25 protein-coding genes are annotated in these 20,320 nt (G+C 52.7%); 18 read left to right on the forward strand and 7 right to left on the reverse strand.

Features of this window, described 5'->3' with window-relative positions:
* Positions 1-51 precede the first annotated feature (51 nt).
* Both cpxA and cpxR read right to left on the reverse strand, forming a co-directional pair.
* A complete protein-coding gene (gene cpxA / locus AC6HVW_RS22960) occupies positions 52-1,422 on the reverse strand; it encodes an envelope stress sensor histidine kinase CpxA (protein WP_024482888.1) in 1,371 nt (456 codons plus the stop codon).
* The gene (gene cpxR, locus AC6HVW_RS22965; protein ID WP_021181873.1) at positions 1,419-2,117 is read right to left on the reverse strand and encodes an envelope stress response regulator transcription factor CpxR; all 699 of its coding nucleotides are present in this window, start codon (positions 2,115-2,117) and stop codon (positions 1,419-1,421) included. Before cpxR ends, cpxA begins: the two co-directional genes overlap by 4 nt.
* A 149-nt stretch (positions 2,118-2,266) precedes the next feature.
* Between cpxR and cpxP the strand changes: the two genes are divergently transcribed.
* Complete coding sequence (gene cpxP, locus AC6HVW_RS22970) at positions 2,267-2,761, forward strand: cell-envelope stress modulator CpxP (RefSeq protein WP_024482887.1); 495 nt, start codon at positions 2,267-2,269, stop codon at positions 2,759-2,761.
* 176 nt (positions 2,762-2,937) lie between these two features.
* Here the strand turns inward: cpxP and AC6HVW_RS22975 are convergent, their stop codons facing one another.
* Together AC6HVW_RS22975 and AC6HVW_RS22980 are read right to left on the reverse strand one after the other, a co-directional pair.
* Positions 2,938-3,918, reverse strand: a complete 981-nt coding sequence (locus AC6HVW_RS22975; protein WP_497569674.1) for a phage integrase — start codon at positions 3,916-3,918, stop codon at positions 2,938-2,940.
* Between the two features lie 66 nt (positions 3,919-3,984).
* The gene (locus AC6HVW_RS22980; RefSeq protein ID WP_065683760.1) at positions 3,985-4,293 is read right to left on the reverse strand and encodes a helix-turn-helix domain-containing protein; all 309 of its coding nucleotides are present in this window, start codon (positions 4,291-4,293) and stop codon (positions 3,985-3,987) included.
* A 119-nt stretch (positions 4,294-4,412) separates the two neighbouring features.
* Here AC6HVW_RS22980 and AC6HVW_RS22985 point away from each other — a divergent pair, with 119 nt between their 5' ends.
* From AC6HVW_RS22985 to AC6HVW_RS23025, 9 genes are all read left to right on the forward strand, one after another.
* A complete protein-coding gene (locus tag AC6HVW_RS22985; RefSeq protein ID WP_065683761.1) occupies positions 4,413-4,700 on the forward strand; it encodes a Cox family DNA-binding protein in 288 nt (95 codons plus the stop codon).
* 16 nt (positions 4,701-4,716) lie between these two features.
* On the forward strand, positions 4,717-4,929 hold the full coding sequence (locus tag AC6HVW_RS22990) for a hypothetical protein (RefSeq protein WP_497569675.1): 213 nt from the start codon (positions 4,717-4,719) through the stop codon (positions 4,927-4,929).
* Complete coding sequence (locus AC6HVW_RS22995; protein ID WP_497569676.1) at positions 4,926-5,186, forward strand: hypothetical protein; 261 nt, start codon at positions 4,926-4,928, stop codon at positions 5,184-5,186. The genes AC6HVW_RS22990 and AC6HVW_RS22995 overlap by 4 nt, the downstream gene beginning before the upstream one ends.
* Positions 5,183-5,425: a phage filamentation protein Fil family protein gene (locus tag AC6HVW_RS23000; protein ID WP_497569677.1), complete on the forward strand. Its 243-nt coding sequence runs from the start codon at positions 5,183-5,185 to the stop codon at positions 5,423-5,425. The genes AC6HVW_RS22995 and AC6HVW_RS23000 overlap by 4 nt, the downstream gene beginning before the upstream one ends.
* 404 nt (positions 5,426-5,829) lie before the next feature.
* A complete protein-coding gene (locus AC6HVW_RS23005; RefSeq protein WP_497569678.1) occupies positions 5,830-6,180 on the forward strand; it encodes a DUF3850 domain-containing protein in 351 nt (116 codons plus the stop codon).
* Positions 6,177-6,983 (forward strand): DNA adenine methylase, encoded by an 807-nt coding sequence (locus AC6HVW_RS23010; protein ID WP_497569679.1) that lies wholly within the window; start codon positions 6,177-6,179, stop codon positions 6,981-6,983. The genes AC6HVW_RS23005 and AC6HVW_RS23010 overlap by 4 nt, the downstream gene beginning before the upstream one ends.
* Positions 6,980-7,216: a hypothetical protein gene (locus AC6HVW_RS23015; RefSeq protein ID WP_497569680.1), complete on the forward strand. Its 237-nt coding sequence runs from the start codon at positions 6,980-6,982 to the stop codon at positions 7,214-7,216. Before AC6HVW_RS23010 ends, AC6HVW_RS23015 begins: the two co-directional genes overlap by 4 nt.
* Complete coding sequence (locus AC6HVW_RS23020; protein ID WP_497569681.1) at positions 7,209-7,814, forward strand: HNH endonuclease; 606 nt, start codon at positions 7,209-7,211, stop codon at positions 7,812-7,814. Before AC6HVW_RS23015 ends, AC6HVW_RS23020 begins: the two co-directional genes overlap by 8 nt.
* Before the next feature lie 152 nt (positions 7,815-7,966).
* Positions 7,967-10,480: a replication endonuclease gene (locus AC6HVW_RS23025; RefSeq protein WP_497569682.1), complete on the forward strand. Its 2,514-nt coding sequence runs from the start codon at positions 7,967-7,969 to the stop codon at positions 10,478-10,480.
* Positions 10,481-10,513: 33 nt separating this feature from the next.
* Here the strand turns inward: AC6HVW_RS23025 and AC6HVW_RS23030 are convergent, their stop codons facing one another.
* The 3 genes from AC6HVW_RS23030 to AC6HVW_RS23040 all read right to left on the reverse strand — a co-directional run bounded on the left by AC6HVW_RS23030 (position 10,514) and on the right by AC6HVW_RS23040 (position 13,804).
* Positions 10,514-10,780 (reverse strand): Ogr/Delta-like zinc finger protein, encoded by a 267-nt coding sequence (locus AC6HVW_RS23030; RefSeq protein WP_497569683.1) that lies wholly within the window; start codon positions 10,778-10,780, stop codon positions 10,514-10,516.
* A gap of 62 nt (positions 10,781-10,842) precedes the next feature.
* Positions 10,843-11,733 (reverse strand): phage portal protein, encoded by an 891-nt coding sequence (locus AC6HVW_RS23035; protein ID WP_497569684.1) that lies wholly within the window; start codon positions 11,731-11,733, stop codon positions 10,843-10,845.
* Positions 11,627-13,804 (reverse strand): terminase large subunit domain-containing protein, encoded by a 2,178-nt coding sequence (locus AC6HVW_RS23040; protein WP_497569685.1) that lies wholly within the window; start codon positions 13,802-13,804, stop codon positions 11,627-11,629. The genes AC6HVW_RS23035 and AC6HVW_RS23040 overlap by 107 nt, the downstream gene beginning before the upstream one ends.
* 178 nt (positions 13,805-13,982) lie before the next feature.
* On the opposite strand from AC6HVW_RS23040, the gene AC6HVW_RS23045 reads away from it, so the two are divergent.
* From AC6HVW_RS23045 to AC6HVW_RS23080, 8 genes are all read left to right on the forward strand, one after another.
* Entirely contained in the window at positions 13,983-14,933 is a 951-nt protein-coding gene (locus AC6HVW_RS23045) for a GPO family capsid scaffolding protein (RefSeq protein ID WP_497569686.1), read from the forward strand.
* A gap of 82 nt (positions 14,934-15,015) precedes the next feature.
* Positions 15,016-16,182, forward strand: coding sequence for a phage major capsid protein, P2 family (locus AC6HVW_RS23050; protein WP_497569687.1), 1,167 nt, complete (start codon positions 15,016-15,018; stop codon positions 16,180-16,182).
* Between the two features lie 14 nt (positions 16,183-16,196).
* Complete coding sequence (gene gpM, locus AC6HVW_RS23055) at positions 16,197-16,940, forward strand: phage terminase small subunit (RefSeq protein ID WP_497569688.1); 744 nt, start codon at positions 16,197-16,199, stop codon at positions 16,938-16,940.
* 119 nt (positions 16,941-17,059) lie between these two features.
* Complete coding sequence (locus tag AC6HVW_RS23060) at positions 17,060-17,512, forward strand: head completion/stabilization protein (protein WP_497569689.1); 453 nt, start codon at positions 17,060-17,062, stop codon at positions 17,510-17,512.
* Positions 17,509-18,033, forward strand: coding sequence for a phage tail protein (locus AC6HVW_RS23065; protein WP_497569690.1), 525 nt, complete (start codon positions 17,509-17,511; stop codon positions 18,031-18,033). Before AC6HVW_RS23060 ends, AC6HVW_RS23065 begins: the two co-directional genes overlap by 4 nt.
* Positions 18,023-18,709 (forward strand): hypothetical protein, encoded by a 687-nt coding sequence (locus AC6HVW_RS23070; RefSeq protein ID WP_497569691.1) that lies wholly within the window; start codon positions 18,023-18,025, stop codon positions 18,707-18,709. The genes AC6HVW_RS23065 and AC6HVW_RS23070 overlap by 11 nt, the downstream gene beginning before the upstream one ends.
* A 5-nt stretch (positions 18,710-18,714) precedes the next feature.
* Positions 18,715-19,866, forward strand: coding sequence for a DUF2586 domain-containing protein (locus tag AC6HVW_RS23075; protein WP_497569692.1), 1,152 nt, complete (start codon positions 18,715-18,717; stop codon positions 19,864-19,866).
* Positions 19,863-20,318, forward strand: a complete 456-nt coding sequence (locus AC6HVW_RS23080) for a phage protein (protein ID WP_065683777.1) — start codon at positions 19,863-19,865, stop codon at positions 20,316-20,318. Before AC6HVW_RS23075 ends, AC6HVW_RS23080 begins: the two co-directional genes overlap by 4 nt.
* Positions 20,319-20,320 lie beyond the last annotated feature (2 nt).

Consider the following 20,320-nt stretch of genomic DNA (forward strand, 5'->3'; position numbering starts at 1 on the left):
AGCCCCTCATGACGAGGGGCGCAGAATAGCAAAATCTTTGGGTGCTGGCGATTAACGCTGATGCAGCGGCAACCACAACACCAGACGCAGGCCACCTAGCGGGCTGTCTTCCGCTTTCACCCAGCCGCGATGCTGATTGACGGCGGATTCGACGATGGCCAAGCCCAACCCGGTGCCGCCGGATTGGCGATCGCGTGCTTCATCGGTGCGGTAGAACGGCCGGAAGATCTGCTCACGATCTTCCGGGCTGACGCCAGGGCCATCATCGTCCACCACGATGGTGATCCCCTGATTATCGGCGCTGAATGCCACCGCGATGCGTGTATTGGAATAACGCAGGGCATTACGCACAATATTCTCCAGTGCACTGTCCAGGGCCCCTGCGTTGCCGTAAATCGTCCATGGGCCAGGAGGGGAGGTGACCTCCAGCTGTTTGCCCATCTGTTCGGCTTCGAAACTGGCGTTGTCCAGCACGTCGGCCCACAGTTCGTTGGCCTTCAGCAGTTCGCGCACCAGCTCGCTTTTCTGTTGGCCACGGGATAGCAACAGCAGATCGTTAATCATCGAATCCAGCCGTTGGGCTTCGGTTTCGATACGCGCCAGCTCATGGCCTTCACCGTGGCGGCGGCGCATCAGGGCGGTTGCCAGCTGTAGACGCGTTAACGGGGTGCGCAACTCGTGGGAGATATCGGAAATCAGCCGTTGCTGGGCCGTCATCATCCTTTCGAGCGCGCTGATCATCTGGTTGAAACTGGCCCCGGTGGCAAGGAATTCCTGCGGCCCGGCTTCCAGCTCAGGGTGTTGCTTAAGGTTGCCACGTGCTACATCATCGGCGGCGTTTTTCAACTTACGCGCCGGTTTTGCCAGGCTCCAGGCCAGCCATAGCAACAGCGGGGCACTGATCAGCATGGTGACAATCAGCAGCAGCAGCGGCCGGTCGAACATCAGGTTGATAAAATCGGACTGCGAGCTGTTGGCCGGGCGGATCAGGTATAGCTGGTAGTTGTCTTCACCATCGCGCACCGAGAACGGGCCAACCAGCTCGACGCGGCCATATTTTTTCTTTTGCGGCTGGTCGGAGTTGTCCGACTGGCCGATAAAGTTGCGCACGATCTGCATTTCGTTGCGCTGCGCGCCGATCACCCGCCCTTCGCTGGTCACTAACAACAGGCGCTGGCCCGGCGGTGCCCATTTTTCGATGGCGCGGAACAGGCGGCGCCACCACATCAGGTCGTTGGCCGGATCGTTTTGCAGTTCGGCTTCGACATGCTGTTCCAGCATCAACCCCTGCCGCTGTTCGCTTTCCAGCAGCGTGGTCATTTGGCGGGAGTCGAGTTTGGGCACCATCAACACCAACATCAGCACCAGGGCCAATGTGAACCAGAAAATGGCGAAGATGCGTGCCGTCAAGCTGTTGATCATGCTGCAGATACCATCAAATAGCCCCGCCCGCGCAGGGTTTTGAACCAAGGATGCCCATCTTTGCGGTCCGGCAGTTTGCGCCGCAGGTTGGAGATATGCATATCAATGGCGCGATCGAACGGCGTCAGGCGTTTGCCCAGCACTTCCTGGCTGAGGAGTTCACGGGAAACTACTTGGCCGAGATGCTGTGCCAGCAGATACAACAGGGTAAATTCGGTGCCCGTCAGATCCAGCACTTGCCCGTCGAAGCTGGCTTCCTGGCGGCCGGGGTTCAGCTGCAGGCCGTCAACGTCCAGCGTAGGTGCGCTGGTATCCACATTCTGTTGCTGTTCGCTCCAGTTGGAACGGCGCAGAATGGCCCGGATGCGCGCAACCAGTTCGCGATCGTTAAAGGGTTTTGCCAGGTAGTCGTCCGCACCGAGTTCCAGGCCAAGTACCCGGTCCAATTCGCTGCCGCGAGCGGTGAGCATGATCACCGGAGTCTGGTGGTGCTGACGCAATTCTTTCAGCGTATCGATACCGTTTTTCTTCGGCATCATGATATCGAGCAACAGCAGATCGATGGAGCTGTCCAGTAACGACAACGCCTGTTCACCGTCGTGAGCCACGACGATGTTAAAGCCTTCCATTTCAAGCAGTTCTTTCAGTAGCGAGGTGAGCTCGCGGTCGTCGTCAACTAACAGAATTTTGTGCATATGTGATTTACCTCCTGACGCAAAATACGTCATCAACTGTTGCTATTCCATGACTTTACGTAGTTTTACATGCCCTGACGCATGTTTGCAGGTGCAGCGATACACTGCTCCTCGTTGATTCGCAAAGTGAGAAAGCTCGAGGAGTAAAAATGGTTAAGGTGACCGCAGTAGTTATGGCATCAATTTTGGCAATAGGTTCTACCGCTGCCTTTGCTGCTGATACTACACCGGAAACTGTCCAACCTCCTGCTAATGATGCACTGTTGAGAGCGCTTGGCCAGAATCACATGTTCGACGGCGTTCGCTTGACCGAACAGCAACGCCAGCAAATGCGCGATTTGATGCGCCAGGCCCGTTACGATCTGCCTGGTGTTAATGTAGACGAAGTGGAAACCATGCATAAGCTGGTCACCGCAGATAAATTTGATGAAGCCGCCGTGCAGGCCCAGGCGGAAAAGATGGCTCAGGAACAGGTTAAGCGCCAGGTCGAAATGGCCCGGGTACGCAACCAAATGTATAACCTGCTGACGCCAGAGCAAAAAAGTGTTTTAGACCAGAAGCATCAGCAGCGTGTGCAGTTGATGAAGCAACAGATTTCTGGTTTGCAGCAAACTTCTGCCCAGAAGTTGAGTATGACTGAGTAATCCCCTGTTTTTCCTTGCCATAGACACCATCCCTGTCTTCCCCCGCATGATGCGGGGGTTTTTTTTATCAGTCACTTAGACAAAAACCTTTATAAATCAACTCACTCTATAACCGCTATAAGCGGCTATAGGTGGTAGCTGGCTTTATAGGTGTAGACAACTTGTAGTCAATGTAGTCAAACCGTTAGCCCTCCGCCAAGTGGGTTGAGCGTGACCGCGTGTTGCAAGAAATCCGGGGATAGATGAGCGTAAACCATCGTCTGTTGTATGCTGGCATGCCCCAGGATTTGCTGTAGCGCAATAATATTGCCCCCGTTCATCATGAACCAACTAGCGAACGTATGCCGAAGCACATGTGTAGCTTGCCCGCGTGGTAAATCGGGTTTCACTAGCTTGAGTCGTTCGCAGAAGTTTTCATAGTCGACTTTGAACAGTGGCCCGCTCTCAGTGGTTTTTATCTCCACCTCCAATTCATCCGAAATCGGAACGGTACGGTTTTTACCGTTTTTCGTTTTCAGGAACGTTACACGCCCATGAATCACCTGTTCAGCCCGAAGGGTTGAAGCTTCCCCCCATCTTGCCCCGGTACTCATGCACAGTAACGCTACCCGCCGATCATCCCCTTTCAATGCTTCCAGCAACCTGCCTATTTCCGGCTTGCTTAGGTAAGTCATTGCTGGCGGTACTTCTGCCAGCGGGGCTAAACCTTGGCAGGGGTTCTCTTTCCGGTACTCATCAAACTTAATCAAAGTGCTGAACATGCCCGATAGACGATAGATATCGCGGTTAATCGTTGCAGCGCTTATCCCATCATCCAGGCGGGCGCTGCGATGTTCAGCGATCGTTCGCTTACTTAGCCGGTTGATGGCTGGATCACTCAAAGCCTTAATGGTTTTCTTCAAGTGTCGTTTTTCTATTACGCCATTTTCCAGCGTTTGGCCGTACAGCAGCCACCAGGTATCTAGTAATTCACTGAGGGTTCGGCGGTCTACGCTGGCCCCTAACCATTCTTTTTTGTCTACGTTTGCCATTACATAGCGTTCAAAAAGGACGGCCTCTTGTTTCTTATCGAATCGCCTACGGATGCGTTTTCCATCACGCCCACGCGGGTATAAGTCCACTTCGTATTGACCACCTTCGAGCCGCTTAATAGTCATTGCGAAGCCCTCCGGTGTGGCAGAGTGATAGTGAATCTATCCAGTCAATAAAATCATGATGTAACGTTAGCCAGTCTTGCGACCGGAGCGGTGCGACGTTGCCGTGACCTCTGGCCCACTAAGAGAGAGAGCCGGTTCAATTTGTCCGGCTTCTGGTGCAGTGTTGCCAGTCATCAGCCAAAGCGTGTACTTCTCAAATCGTGGGTTTTCAAGAATCATCGCTAAGTAGTCTCCAGGTATTTGCCTGCCTATTGATTCATAGTTTTTTAGGTTGTTAGCAGAGACTCCGGTTAGCTCTGCCATCTCTCTGCGGGATAATCCCTCGGATTTCCTCATCAGAAAAATTTTCTCCCCGATACTTGCCTTTTGGATCATATCTAATCTAAACTCCCCGTTATTGGGATTACATGTAATCCCTTTATGGACGTAAGCAACCGCCTGTATAAGCAGTTACAGGCCGAATTAAGCGTATAGCGCCAAGGGGATTATGACATATGACTAAAAAAGAGTTGGAGGGATTCGTAGAGGTACGTCACGCAGTTGACGCAGTGCCTTACCCAAAGTTTGCCGAGATGATCGGCAAGAAAGCGGATACCGTCAAAAGCATGATTGACGCTGGCAAGTTGCCGATCATCCCGTGGACAAACCCGGAAGCCAAAAGCCCAAACACCCGATCCGAAAACTGGGTGTACATCCCTGAGTTTAACCGCGCTATGCGTGATGCTTTCTACAACCGGCCGAAGGAACAACGTGATGCCTGGTTGCTGTGGATTGGTCTGTAAGGACGGGGGCGGCAGCATGGATGAGCAAGTCCACGCGCTGACCAAGGTCAGCGAACATACCAGCATTTATCGGGGGTTCGGGATCACCCGTTTACCCAGGAATAAAACCCAGCCAGTCACGCGATACCACGTCAGCCAGGGTGATCAGTCCTACGGCAAGTTTGACGCCCAGGCCCAGGCCACTGGCTATATAGATGAGTTGTATCAGCAACGCGAGGGAACAGCATGAATAAGCCATTTTATAAAGCTGCAAACGCAGTGATTAAAATGTATGCCTGGCGTCAAGAGCATGCCAGCGAGAAATGTCCGGCGCACTCTAAGAGCGAGATCCATTTAGTGTGTAAAGCCCTCAATGATATAGCTCTATCTGCCGCGTATGCAGCGCATGCAGACGAGGCTATAGAAATACTACAACTAACAAGTGATTGGCCTATGGGGAAATCACCTGAATTTTTCCCTCTTGAAAGTGCAGGGGTATCGGCATGACTACAACACAATGCCCGTCAATATCTACAATGTTGCGCCGTCAATCCAACCGAATGACGCATAGCCAGGAAATAACCAAGCGTATCCACGCGCATGGCTGGCTAGAGTTACCAAACGGTAAAACCTACCAGCCTAAACCTAGTGAGGTGCTTTTTCTTAAAGAACAGGCATTGCCACATATGCCCAAGCCAAAAAAACAGCGTCGCTGGTTCGCCCGGATTATGGGTATATTCGCATGACGCTTATGAAAGCTACGTCAACGTTTTTTTGGCCCGCCTTTGTGTGCGCCTATGCCTGGAATTTGGCTAGTGCTCTTTATGATCTTGTCGCAAGTTTGGGCGTGTTGTTGTTCTCATATATAGCGTAGCCGGGTTAAGCCCGGCCCTATATGTGAGTGCATCCCTTTCCTTTAACGGTGACGGGGGCGTCAATGGGGATGTGCTCACATATAGGGGATTCCAGGTAGTTGGTTTCGTCTGAGTCCTTACAAGAATGGACAGCATCAGACGAGATAAAGTTACTACGGAAACATGCGCCGGGCATGAGTAGTTCCCGGCATTTATTTCAATGCGGTTGATGTGGGCTAACTGGCGCTTTTTATATTGCGCCGGGATTTCTATTATCTGAATTAGGAGTGGAATATATGAATCATTTAACGAAGATATCCGGGGTAACCATATTTAAGCCTCGTAAGGTCGACTCTTTGTCGTTGGCATGGTTTAACATGATTCACGAAACAAAATCGCATGAGTTAAAGATTCTGCCGGGGTTTTTCAAAGCGGTTATATCAGGGCATAAAAAGGCTGAGATAAGACAGGCTGACAGATTGTTCTCTGTTGGGGATGAATTGTGGCTTAGAGAATGGACTGTGCAGGATGGATATACCGGCAGGGATGTCTACAGAATCATAACGCACATTACCGACCTTAGCGGTTATGCACCGGGTTACGTCATGTTAAGTATTGAACCTGATTGCAACGAGGTGAGGAAATGACCGTTTATAACACTCCGCTTAAATGGGTCGGTTCTAAGGTGCGTGTTATGGAAGCCTTGCACCCGCTATTACCAAAAGGTCGCCGCCTGGTTGAGCCTTTTATGGGTAGTGGTGCGATATTCATGAATACTGATTATGACCAGTATTTGCTTGCAGATGTAAATGGTGATCTGATTAATTTCTACAATGTCATTATGCATAATTCTGAGTCATTTATCAGAAGGGCTAAAGGCTACTTTGAAGATATGCAAGGAGAATATGCTTATTACGTCGCGCGTAATCATTTCAATTTTGAAAGCGATTTAGAATATCGCGCGATCATGTTCCTGTATCTCAATCGTCATTGTTATAACGGCCTGACGCGTTACAACCGTAACGGAAAATTTAATACCCCATGGGGAAAGCGCGAAGGGGTTTACTTTCCTGAAAAAGAGATCCGCCAGTTTTCTGAAAAAGCCAATGATAAAAAAGCCGTTTTTATTTGTTGCGACTTTGAAGAGGCGTTAACCATGAGCGTACCAGGTGACGCCATTTATTGTGATCCGCCTTATGTGGACAGTTTCACGCAGTACCACACCGATGGTTTTAATCAAGATGCACAGTTGCGCCTTGTTACAGAGTTGCGGGCGGCGTCTGGCCGGGGCTGCAATGTGACCGTGTCAAACGATTACACAATGGAGTCAATCGCCCTTTACCCAGGCTTTGTGCATCACACCATAACCGCTCCCCGCTCGGTGAGTTGTAAAGCTGGGGGGCGTAAGTCCGTACAGGAGTTAGTAGCAACGCTAGGGGCGGTCGTATGAAAAACAAATTCATTGATTTGATTAATCACAATTTCGCAGCGCTGGAACGCTTAAATCAAGAGGATTTAAGCATAGATGATATCAAGGCTGAGGTTACTCGCTCGAAAGCAATTGCGGAAGTTTCCGGCGTGATTATCAGTGGTTATAACACCGTGCTAGAAGCTAACCGGCAAGTGTATGAGGGGTATGCAAGTAGTATCCCTAAAGCTTTGGGGGTTGATAATAATGAATAAGAAATACACTAAAATTCATTTGAATTTTTTGCGTAATAATTTGCATTTACCACGAAAAGAGCTACTTGCGCTCTTTAATGAGAGGTTTTCATTTTTTATAAGTATCCATGCGCTTAATTCAATTGTCTATGGTTCTCGCTTATCGTCCCCAGCAAGGGGGCGGTATACAAAATCACAGGATGATTTTTTATTGCGGTGCAGGTTGCCAACAGTTAAAGAAATTTGCTCAGAGTTTAATAAAGAATTTGGGCTAAATAGAGCGGCCTCAAGCATTGGGGATAGATTGCATCACTTACTTGGTGAAAGGGATGGGGGGGCTGTAAGTCGTCGGATCATGATTGGTGGTAAAAATATACTTTTGAAACAGTTTGTGTGGGAGTGCGTGAACGGCCCTTTGCCTGGCGATCATGCGATTATTTTCGTTGATGGTAATTCCGGCAATTACCGGATTGAAAATCTTAAAGCGATCCCTCGATCTGCTGTTAACTCCGCAAGTACAAAGGTGGGGCGTAACGTACCAATAGGGGGTAGTCGTGAATTTAAAGCGGCTATCATCGCGGTGAGTGCCCTACAGCATCAAATTCAACAATACGAATGAGTACGCACACGCACCGACGTGCGCCAACTCCGCCGCACCCATACCCCGGAAACGCTGAAACGTTTACCGGGGTTCATGCGTGGAATGCACCCCGCGCGGCTATTGAGCCACCGCCATACCTGATCCGCAAAGACGAGCGTCTACGGCTGCAAATGGCCGAACAGCTATCACAAGCTCAGGAAACGCTTAGCCGTCAGCCTGGCCTTGTGCAGCGCCTGATCCGTGGAAAGATGGACTGGATAGAACGCAGCACGAAAACCAAAGTTGAAGGGATACGGCGAGCCAATAACTTTTTGGTGAAAACATTCATCAAGAGAGTATTGCCGCGCCTTAGCCTGGTACACGATCGCATGGCGGTATCTGTTCAAGTTATGGATACCGCGCTGTTGGCTAGGGCTTTCAACGCTCTGCCAAGCAGTGGCCGCAAAAGTACCGAAACCCTGGCCCGTGCAATCACCGATTTTATCCGTAGCGAAATCGGGCTGATCATTGATGAAGATGAATTCGCCCTTACCAGCGTTGACGATGTACCCAACACGGTATACGCCCAGCGGCTACGTGATGCCTATAGCCGGGCGGCGGAGATCACCCGGCGTTTCCGTCGCATTCCTCCCGGTCAGGCTACCTTTGATAATGCCGATATCCATGCTGAAAATATCAACGATATTCTCGACAAGTTGGTTAGTAACACCTTCAAAATGTGCAGCGAAAAATGGTGGCTTAACCAACTGACTACCCATGCCAAACGCTGGCGTGAGGGGCTTTTTATCGCGTTGGCCGAGGTCAGCAAGAAAAAGGGTAAGACGGCTTACGCCAGCCATGATGCCCGGTGCAATCACCGGGAACAAAGACGGCGTAACCGTGAGTTTTTAGAAGCGATGGAACTGGAAGATAAAGATACCGGCGAACGTTTTTCCCTGATTGATAAAGTGTATGCCAGCGTTGCCAATCCGACGATCAAGCGGCATGAACTGATGGTTCGCGTTCGCGGCTATGAAGATGTAGCCAACTCGATGGGTTATGAAGGGCTTTTCCTGACGATCACCGCGCCCTCTAAATACCATGCTACTACCCGGCACGGTTACAACAACCACAAATGGAATGGGGCGCTGCCCAATGAAACCCAGGTTTATTTTACTGGTATGTGGAGCCGTATCCGCGCCAAGTTAGGCCGGAAGGAATTGGGCTATTTTGGTGTCCGTGTGACCGAGGCCCACCACGATGGCACGCCACATTGGCATATGCTTCTTTTCATCCAGCCTGATGACCGCGCGGCGATCCTCAAAATTTTTGAGGACTATGCACGGGATGAGGATAGCCACGAGTTGACCAGCAAGCGGGCACGCAAAGCGCGTTTCCATTGTGAAGTTATCGACAAGAAAAAGGGCTCGGCCACCGGCTACATCGCTAAATACATTTCAAAGAATATCGACGGTTACGCCCTTGATGATCTGCTAGACGATGAGACACACAAGCCAATGACAGAAAGCGCCAGGGCGATCGGCGCGTGGGCTTCTCTCTGGGGTATCAAGCAATTCCAATTTCTGGGCTGCGTGCCGGTTTCACCCTGGCGGGAATTCCGCCAACTGGATGATCACGACGTGGCGATGGGTCTTAGCGTGGAATGCGCCATTGTCCATGATGCTGCCAATAAACCCGATTGGGCCGGTTATGTCATGGCCCAGGGTGGCCCATTCGTGAAGCGTGCCGATCTTACCGTTCGCCCCTGGTATGAGCAGCGGGAACAGCCAAATGATTATGGTGAAGTCGTCAAGCGCATTCGCGGCGTGTACATGCCGGAGATCGGCGAGGGTTGCCCCATTATCACCCATACCAAGGAATACAAAATCGTCCTTAAGAAGCGGGCCGATGATGCTGGCAAGGTGCCGGGGTTGGCCGTTGACGTGGCCGTTGATTTGGTTGTTGACCTTGGGGGCACCCCCGTGCCCCCTCGGAGTTCTGTCATTAACTGTACGGGGCAACAAAAAATTAACAATTCAGCCCCGGAAGGTATGGACAGAACTCCCCCGCCATTTAACCCTGACGTCGATAGCATGACTCCACAGGAACGGCGGGCAATGCTCCAACGTTTGCGTAGCTGCACACCGGAAAAAGGGGAGAATCCACTGATGCAAGTCGTGCAGTCATTATCTATACCCCTGACGGATGAGGATTGGCCGCCACTCAAAGCGAGCAGTAGCCCGCCTGGCGTCTGGGCCGCCAAGGTTGCAGCCGAGCGCGAAGCCTCCGCACGGGCTTACCATAAGGTTGCATTGCAGTGGGAGGAGCAACGGCGGGGTAAGACTCACCAGAAAACGGTGGGGGAAATCATGCAGGCCCGTGCGTTGACCCCACAAGAAAACCAACTTGAAGATTTTGCTCGATCCATTGGGTTGACACTAACCAGGGCACAGGTGAAATCAGTGGCATCGGGGGCGGTGTTAGTGGTGGAGGGGCAGCGGTACCGGGCGGGTAAAGACGGGGCGCTTTATATCGAAAACAGACCAGTGAAGAAAACAGAGAAGAAAGAAAGCGCCCTCTTTGAGCGTCTTAAGAAACAGGCGGCGGAACAGATGGCTAGGAAACGCAAGGTTGACAGTCAGTGCAGCCAGGAAGAAACGTTACCTGATGATCCGATCGTGTGGATTGGGCCGTATGCCCGATAAAAGAAACCCCCGCTTTATCTGGCGGGGGGCTTGTTATCCGGCATGCCCTTGCAACAGGTCTAGCGCCATCTGCCGTTCGTCCGGCCGTAACCTTTCCAACAGTGCCTTAATCAGTCCCTTGCCTTCCAAGCCGCTGGGGCTGATTGCATGCGACCACGTCACATTAAATACCCCGGTTTCACTGCATTCTACGTTGGTGCAGGTGCAATACAGGTCAGCAAATTGCGTCGTTTTCCATACTGACTTGCGGATGTGCATCCGCGCGCCGCATTTGCTACAGGTGATTTTTAGTTGCGCCATGCCAAAATCCTCAAAACTGCGCCTATCTTGCAAGGATTTTAGCACTTTTCGCCGCTTATTTCTCATGCAACCCCCGATTCACCTGGCGTGATAACCACTTCATTGCGCGATGGTTGCGTGATAGGAAGCCCGCGGCTATCGATGCCGTTGAATTGCAGGTGTAACCGTGGCGGGATTTCGGGATCGTGGTTAATGGCGCTGGCGAACATACGTTGAACCGGGATCACTTCATCTGGTCGGTATGTGTCGCGGGCCACCTCTGGGCTACCAATAACGGCCCCGTTAGTGGGGATGATGCCTGCCAAGCCAGCGGGGAACCGGTGAGCGGTCAGCACGTCCTGGGCGCTGATGTTTTTGATATTGGCAAACTCATCTTTAACGCCAGCGTCACCAATCGGGATAAATTGCACCCCTTTTTCCCCACCGTCAGCGATATTGATATACATCATTTTAAAGTTGCCGACGCCCTTGGATTCTTCGATTTTCTTGGCGATATCATCTTCCATTTCATCGGTTAAATTGGGATCGGTGGTGTAGATAATCCCCCCGGTGTGCGCCCCGTTGTGGTAGTAACGGCGGCGGAAAATGGTGGCCTCTGTATTCAGCAATGCACTGTGCATGCCGCCGATGTAGTCCGGCAGTCCGTAAACCTGTTGCTGGGGATCGTATTGTTTTAAAAAAATCACGTCACTGGCCGGATAGATTAACGATGGCCCTTTTTGCAGGATGGAAAAATCACCGTCTTTACGGCGGCGTAAATAGAGTCCGGGCAGGGGTACCAGATCGACCACGTCCCCCCACCCGTTGCGCACCTTCAAAATGGCGATATCACCGAATAAATAATAGTCATAGGCCGCTTGCCCCATTTCCCCAAGACTGAGCCCCCCGCCGATATAGTCGCTGATGACCATATTCTTGCGGGCATACAGTACCCCTCCGTGTGTGCCGCACATGTTGGCAAGCTGGGCCAGTGCCAGCCGGTCGATCGGTTGCCGCCAATGGTCGTAAGCGTTGTCGTACCAGATTTCGTGATACTGGGTGCCCTGGGTTAATACCGGCATGGGTACATCGGTGGTCACGATGCTGAACGTGCCACGGCGCGCCGGAACGGCTGGCGCATTGCTGGTTTTCGGCTGGGTGCTTTTGTGCTGCCGCTTGCGTTTGCTCATCGTTATTTCCTGTGAATCGGTTGGCCCAGCGGGATTTCCGCTTGCGCTCGTTGTTGATCGGTTCGTTAATCACCGCGTGGGCAATAGCGAAGAATTTATCCGCGTGGCCGGTATCGGCGCTGCGATCGGCGACAAAGGTCATTGCCCCGCCGCTCTTGGTGGTGGTGTGGTGGATAGCCATAAAGCTGGCGGCGATGCCTTTATCCTGGTTATCCCAGGCAATGCGCTTGTGCTCGACCACGTCGATCATCTTCATGACCAGGCGGTTCTTGCTTTCAAGGCTGTAATGGATGGCGGTGGCTTCACGGCGCGCGAACTCCTGCACCATTTCAAACACCGGCCCGCCGATGCCGGTGGTATCAATCCCAATGTGGGTAATGTTGTAGCGGGCCATGTAATCCTTGATGCGGCCAACCTGGTATTTAAAGTTAAAGCCGTGCCAGGTTTCGACGTGCAGGACGCGGAAGGGCTCCCCTTCAACCAGTGGCGGGGCCACCAGGACAAATGAGGCTGTATCCCCGGTGCGCGCTGGATCATATCCGGCCCACACTTCACGGTTGCCGAAAGGTCGCAGGGCGCTGACGTCGTGATCGTCCCAGGTCGACACGTCAGCCAGGCATTTTTCGAGCTGGTCGAAGCGGAATACACAATCACCGGTATCGACAAACATGCACATGTAGAGCTGATTAAAGGCACTTGCGCCGTTTTCTTCGATTATTTCTTCCAGGTCAATCAGTACCCTGGTGGGATCGCCCGTGGCCTGGGCCACTGCCTTCATATCACGGACAGCAGTTTCCACGGTGGTGATATAGCGCCAGTGGTTATCCGGGCACATGATCCCCTGTTCCATCTGCTCAAAAGTTGGGAATTCAACGTTTTCCCGTGCTTTTTTGCCCTTGCGCCATTCGTCGCCCGTCCAGAACGGATAAGCCTGGTGCGTCTTCGCGCTAGGGGTAGAAATGTAGGTGCGGCGTAGGTGGGTATGTGTAGCGATCGCCCCTGCAACCTTTTTCAGTTCAGTAAAGCCACGCTGCCAGAAAATTTCGTCAATGTAGACGTTGGCACAAAAGCCCTGGGCGGTGTTGCTGTTGGTTGATAAGAAATGCAATTCCGCCCCGTTGCTCAACACAATAGGATCGCCCTTCAACTCAATGCCGAACATCTCAAAGGCAAAGCGCACAATGTAACGTCGGAAAATCAGCGACTGAGGCCGAGAGGCGGAAAGAAACGCCTGGTTGTTGCCGGTTAGGATCGCGTCCTCTAATGCTTCAAATGCTGCGTACCAGGTCGCCCCGATTTGGCGAGACTTGAGCCATATCCGGTTGCGGTGCTGTTTTGCCTCACGTAGCGTTTTCTGATAGCCAAACAGCCCGCTGACGAACTCGGCAAAATCAGCCTCACCAATCCCCGAAATGTCATTACGCTTGCGGCGGCGCTTGCTGGTGTGGCCGTCCTCGTTGCCCTCGTCGGCGATGGCTTCGATAACCCCGCCCGCGCCCTCGGCCCGGATACCGCGCGCGGCGGCTTCCAGATTCATGGCGTGGATTTTTTCCGCATGCTTATGGCGGCTTACAATCAATTTCGCATGCAGGTCGATATACTTATCAAGTTCTTTAAGTTCAGCCTCATTTTTATTGGGCTTGTCGACCAACACCGCCGCCCGGCGATTAATGACAGACTCTAAATCTTCCTCACTCAGTAGACTGCGCCACCCGAATTTATCCGCCCAATAGTAAATCACCCGCGTTGAATTAAGATTTAATTCAGCGGCGATCTCCTGGGCTGTCCATCGCTTCAAGTAGAGCGAACGGGCAACGCCGATTAATTCCTCTGGATACTTTGATTTTCTGGTCATGCCTCCATTATGGCGGCTTTGCTTAATTGAATTCAGGGGTAAATATCGGAATGACTCGAAATAATACGTTATTACGAATCAATCAGAACATGAACGAATGAAATTATAGATTCATTCCGCAATACTGAATGACATTAATACTATCACCACGCCAGCCAAATTAATTAGAAGGTTAATTATGACCGGTTCACAACTGACGACCAGTTTTATCCGTATTGCCACAGAGGGTAAAACCGTTGATGGCCGCGAAATTGATGCGCAATGGCTTATTGATATGGCGGAAAGTTACGACCCCAACGTGTATACGGCATTGATCTGGCCTGAGCATGAACGCTGGATGGGCAATCAAGGCGAAGTGCAGGAACTCAAAGCAGAGGAAGAAGATGGGTTAATGCGTCTGTATGCGCGGCTTTGTCCCAGTATGGATCTGATGTATGCCAACCGGAACGGCCAGCTACTGTTTTGCTCTATCGAACCCTCCGAAACCCTAGATTTTTGCGGTACCGGCAAGCCCTATCTTGAAGGGCTGGGCGTGACCAGTTCCCCCGCCAGTATTGGCACCGAGCGCCTGCGGTTTAACTCTAAACGCGATGGCCGCACCTATGGCTCCTGGGAGCCTTTAGTAATTAGCGATGTTGCCGACACCAAGGAATTTACTATGTCAAATAAAGATGAGAAGCCTAAAAAAACGCTATTTCGTAGCCTGTTTAATATTCCCGAAAAAGGGAATGAAAAGAAAACGGAAAAACCAAAAAGCCGCCTATTTTCTGGTCGGAAGTTTTCCGAAGAAGATGTGCAGGTGATTATTGAAGCGGTTGCAGAATTGCAAGATCAGGTTGATGAACAGGCCGCAACGATTGAAGAACAAGCGGCAGTTATTACCACGCTGCAAGAAAACGTCACTGATGTAACGGAAATTCAAACGGCGGTAGAACAAGTCCAAAGCGACCTTGAAACCGTCCAGGTAGAAGTCACCGAAATTAAAGAAGAAGTGACGGGCGGGGAATTCAGCAAGCTGAAAGGAAAGCTGAAAGATGCCGACAAGAAATTTAACAAACTCGACCAGGTCACCACCAAATTGCCTGATCCCGCCCCTGGTGCAACCGGCGGTAAAAACTACGCATTCTGATTTGCGCTTAATAAAGCCGGAACAGCATGAATTAAATCGTCATTGCGGTAAACGCAATGACAAATAACTGAGACTATTCGCCATGTCAATGAACAGACTTTATGAATTAATCCACGCTTATGCCAAGAAAATCGGCGAGGCCAGCGGGGCTAATATCAATTCCCTGCCTCTGGGTACCAATGGGATCGGGCGATTCAGTATCAGCCCACCGCAGGAAACCGCCTTACGCCTGGCGTTGATGGAATCCAACTGGTTCTTGCCAATGATCACCATGCGTGACGTGACCCAAATCCGTGGGCAAGTCATTGACGTGGGCAACCCTGGGGTGTTCACCGGCCGTGATCCCGATCGCCGCTTTACCAAGGATGTGGGCGTTTCTGGCAACGTTTACCAATTGTATGCCACCGACTCCTGTGCGCGTTTGCCTTGGGAAACCTTATCTGACTGGATTCATTCTGGCACCACTGACGAAGAATTTATCCAGATGGTGGCGGAATTCACCCTGGTGACGTTCGCGAACGATATCGCCCGCGTGGGCTTCAACGGTATCAAAGCCGCGCCTAAGACTGATTTGGTCGCTTACCCGAATGGGGAAGATATCAACATCGGATGGCACCAGATCGCCAAAAACTTTGACACCTTGCACGCCAACCCGGCCACCCCGGAAGAAGATCGCATCCCAGGCTTTACCCAACGTGTGATTAATCCGGGGCCGGATACATTGACCCTGGGCGAAAACGGCATTTTTAAAACCCTTGATGCAATGGCGTCCTGGCTGATTAGTACCACTATCCCGCAACAGTTCCAGAATGACCCGGCGCTGGTGCTGCTGATCGGTTCTGACCTGATCGCGGCCGAGCAATTCCGCCTGTTCCAAGAGGCGGGCAAGCCGACCGAAAACATTGCGGCCCAGATGTTGGCAAATACCGTGACCGGTCGCCGCGTGTATGTCGCGCCGTTCCTGCCGGGCAAACGCATGGTTGCCACCACCCTGGCAAACCTGCACGTTTATTCCCAGCGTGGGCACCAGTACCGCCGTGCGGAGCACGTTCAGGATCGCATGGGCTTCGAAAACGCCTGGTGGCGTAACCAGGGTTATGCCCTGGGGCACCCGATGATGTACGGCGCGATTGATGAATCGTCTGTGAAAATCGAAGCCGAAGCGGATATCGACGCCGCCCGCCTGATGGGGCTGATCCCTGGTGTGGATAGTGAAGGCGAAGGCGCGCTGGATAAAACCGAAGTCTAACCGGGGGCAGGCTAATGACATTCAATCCATTGCGATTTCGTGCCCAGATGTTGGCCCAGGCAAAAGCCAGGCCAGCCCCCACGGGCGAACTGGTCGCGGGTAATGCCGATAGCCTGCACCTTCAATTATTGAGCCTTGAGCAAGATATTCAACGCCTGCGCGCCTTGCCGCGCACGGCGGATCGGGTTGAGCTCAAAGCCACCGAACTATTGCCCAAGTGGTTGCCCTATGCCGAGCGCTATCTAGCGGCTGAACGCGCCTACGTTTACCCGGTTTTCGGCTACTGCGTGGTATGGCTGTTTGATACTGGCGACATTGATAAGGCACTGGCGTGGGCTGACATTGCCATTAAGCAACAACAGCCAACCCCTGACAACATCAAGCGCATGTTTCCGGCATTCGTTGCTGACTACGTCTTGGAATGGGCCATGTCTGAGGCCCAGGCGGGCCACAACATCGAGCCCTATTTTTCCCGCACCTTTACCAACGTGCGTGAAAACTGGCGCTTACACGAAAAAATCACCGCCAAATGGTTCAAGTTCGCTGGGGAACTGTTGCTAAGGGACAAGGACGGCAAGCCCGTAGCCAGTGCGATTAATGACATTTCGACGCTGAAAAAAGCCAATGAACTGTTGGCCCAGGCGGAAGGGTTCCATAAAAAAATCGGGGTGGAAACGTTGCGAAAGCGCATTGATTCACGCATTCGCGCCCTGGAAAAACAAGCCGCCGAAAAGGCGGAAACTGACACCGCTCCCTGAGTTATCGGGGGGCAGTACCGACACCCGGCCCGCCGGGGCGGGCGGAGTGGAGGCCGTAGCGCTTGCGCATCACGGGCCGTGGAAACTCGTCAGCCCGCACCCTGTAACGAGAGGCAAGCATGTTTAGACCTGGTGATGATGGATTTCAAAAGGCCACGCTCACAAATGATGGGTTTTGGCCTGACCTGGCCCTGGATGATTTCCAGCGCCAGCGCAGCATTCCGCCCACCATCAACCAAGCCACGGTTATCCAGGCCATGCTTGCCGCCGTTGCAGAGATTAACCCGTCCTTGTCTGACTTTGTCAGCATGCAACAGCGCAAGGGCTACGCCACGGCCAAAGACGTGCCAGGGCCAATAATGGACGGGGAGAACGCCTTAACGGCCCAGTATAAAAAAGCGGTCTATGCCCGCACCAAAGCCGACTTGATGGGCGAATTTGCCGCCGTCAGCCGCCGTGAAGATAACACCAACCAGGACGCCCCGCAGACCAAGGCGTCTTTGCTGGCCGAAGCCGCCGTGGTGATCCGCAGCATTAAGGGGCTTAAGCGGGTGGGGGTGCGTTTGGTATGACGCAACTAGATGAGCTTTACAGCTTTGTGCATAGCAACTTACCTGACCGGCTGATGGATACCACCGGGGCCGATGCCTGGATGGATGACATTGAGTTGATCCACGCGGCCAAAGCCAAGGGGCTCAATGAGCAGGGAAAAAATCAACGGCGTGTTCAGGTTCGCCGCTATAACGCAACCCTGGCCTGGGAGCGCTGGCCCTATCGCCAGTATGACCCTGATGTGTTGTTTGCCCTGGTTGCTGCCTGGCTGATTGAGCATCCAAACGAACATTACAACCACTTGGAGTTAGATCCGCCCTCGGTCTTTGTGCAGTTGATGGACGACGGCAACGCCATTATCACCATCACCGTGCCCCTGGCCGACGATATCGATCTGGTGGAGGACGAGAACGGCGTGATCCCCTTGCAGGGTAAGCGCTACAGCGTTGTCCCTGCGCAAGTGAGCGTGGCAACCCGTGGCTGGATTTATGGGGCGGGCCAGGCGGGTGCGCCTGTTGAGGTTACCGGCGATGCAAGTTGATTTCACGCTCAACACCCAGCAATGGGCAGCGCTTCGAAGGGAGCTAAGGGCGGCGGAGTTACCGCCCGCTAAACGAAAGCGCCTGTTATGGCGCATCTTGAAGCTGGGCGTCATGGTTGCCGCGCGCCGCCACCAAAAGCGCCAGGAAAATGCCGAGGGGGTGAAGTGGCCCGCCAGGAAAAGCGGATTCAAGGGAAAGATGATTAGCCAGTTACCCAAGATGATGGCGATCAGCGAGTTGCCCGCGAAAGAGTCAGCACGGATTTACCTGAAAGGACAGAAAAAAGTACCGCCTGGCGTCGTTGGCCGAATCCAGCAAACGGGCTTTTCTACCCAGATGACGGCAGCAAAAGCCGCCCAGGCAAGCAGGAAGAACGGCGAGTCGGCGACATTACGCCAGGCTAAACGGTTGCTGGAGTTGGGGTATACCGAATTCCCAACCAGTGCCCCGCGTAAGCCTTCTCTTAGCGAAATTATGAACAGCCTTAGCAAGCAAAAAGCCGGGGCCATTATTCGCGGCATGGAAGGCAAAAGCGCCGCAACAAATTGGACTATCACCCTACCTGGTCGCGAATGGCTAGCCGTGAGTGACGATGAATTTAACAAGATCCTGGTGCGCCAGCTTCAGGCGATTAATTTCGGCTGGAGAACGCGAACCCAGGACGTAAGAGGATAGCAATAATGACATGGCCCAATGTAACGATTAACCAGCTAAACCAGCGCCAGGGCGTAATCAATGAGATTGAGCGCACCGTTTTATTCATCGGCCACGCGCATGACGGAGCGGCCACGGTGGGCGATCTGGTTATGCTCAATTCCCAGTCCGATATTGACGTGGAATTGACCGACGCCAGCGATATCTTGCGCGAGAACCTCCGCGCGGCCCAATTGAACGCGGGCCAGAATTGGCAGGCTTATGCCCTGATCGTGCCCGCTGGCGCTGATGCAGCGGCAAAAGTCGACGCTATCCGCAACGTGCAACCGATGATTTCCGTTGAAGGTGTTGTGAGTATCGGCGATCTCAGTGCCGATACCACCGCCGCTGATATCGGCATTTTCAGCGCATTGCGTGAGGAACTGATCAGCAAGCTGGGCCGTTGGGTGTGGTTTATGTTGGCGGTACCTGGCCCGCTTGAGGGCGGCGCCGATAAATCCTGGGCGCAATACCTTGAAAAACTGTCAACCAACGCCACCGGCAAGGCGGCACACGCCGTGCAACTGGTGCCAGCGCTGTGGGGCAACGAAGTGGGCGCACTGGCGGGCCGCTTGTGTCATCGCAGTGTCACCATTGCTGACAGCCCAGCCAGGGTGAAAACCGGCGCATTGGTGGGACTGTCCAGTGATCTGCCGGTAGACAGTGCCGGGGTAGAATTGAGCCTGGCTCACCTGCGCGCTATGCATGACCTGCGCTATTCCGTGCCAATGTGGTACGCGGATTATGAGGGCATGTATTGGTCAGACGGGTTAACGCTGGAGGTTAAAGGCGGTGACTATCCGGTGATCGAATACCTGCGCATTGTCGACAAAGCCGCGCGCCGGGTGCGCCTCCAAGCCATTGCCAAAATCGGCGATCGGTCGCTGAACAGCACACCGGGCAGCATTGCCGCCCATAAGACTTATTTCAGCCGCACCATGCGTGACATGTCACGCAGCGCGCAAATCAACGGCGTCACCTTCCCTGGCGAGGTAAAACCGCCGCGTGAAGGCGATGTGGCAATCGTGTGGAGCGATGCCAATACGGTGAGCGTTTATCTCATTGTTCGCCCGTATGAGAGCCCGAAAGCGATCACCGTCAGCATCATGTTAGATACATCACTGGAGGCACAATCATGACTGCTCGTATCGGGGGCATGGACTTTGATATCACCCTGGGCACCGAAATTATCCATGTAAAAACCACTACGTTGGATGTGACGGACAACACTGCCGCTGCGCAAACGCGCGGGGTGCCTGATGGGCACGTAGCCGGTGACGTCGCGGCCGAAGGTGAAATGGAACTGGATACCAAGAATTTCAAGAAAATCGGCGCGGTTGCCCGTGCGGCCGGAAGTTATCGCGCCATGCCAACCACTGACATTCTTTGGTATGCCAATACGGGGGATGAGGAGTTAAAAGTTGAGGCATTCGGCTGCAAGTTGATTATCACCAGCCCGTTTTCCTTCGACCCGAAGGGCGGGGAAACCGCCAGCCACAAGGTTAAATACATTGTGACGAGCCCCGATTTTGTTCACATCGACGGTGTACCGATGTTGTCCGAAAACGATGTTCGCGACTTGATCGGGTGACC

The organism is Serratia sp. NCCP-200 (genome assembly GCF_059697885.1).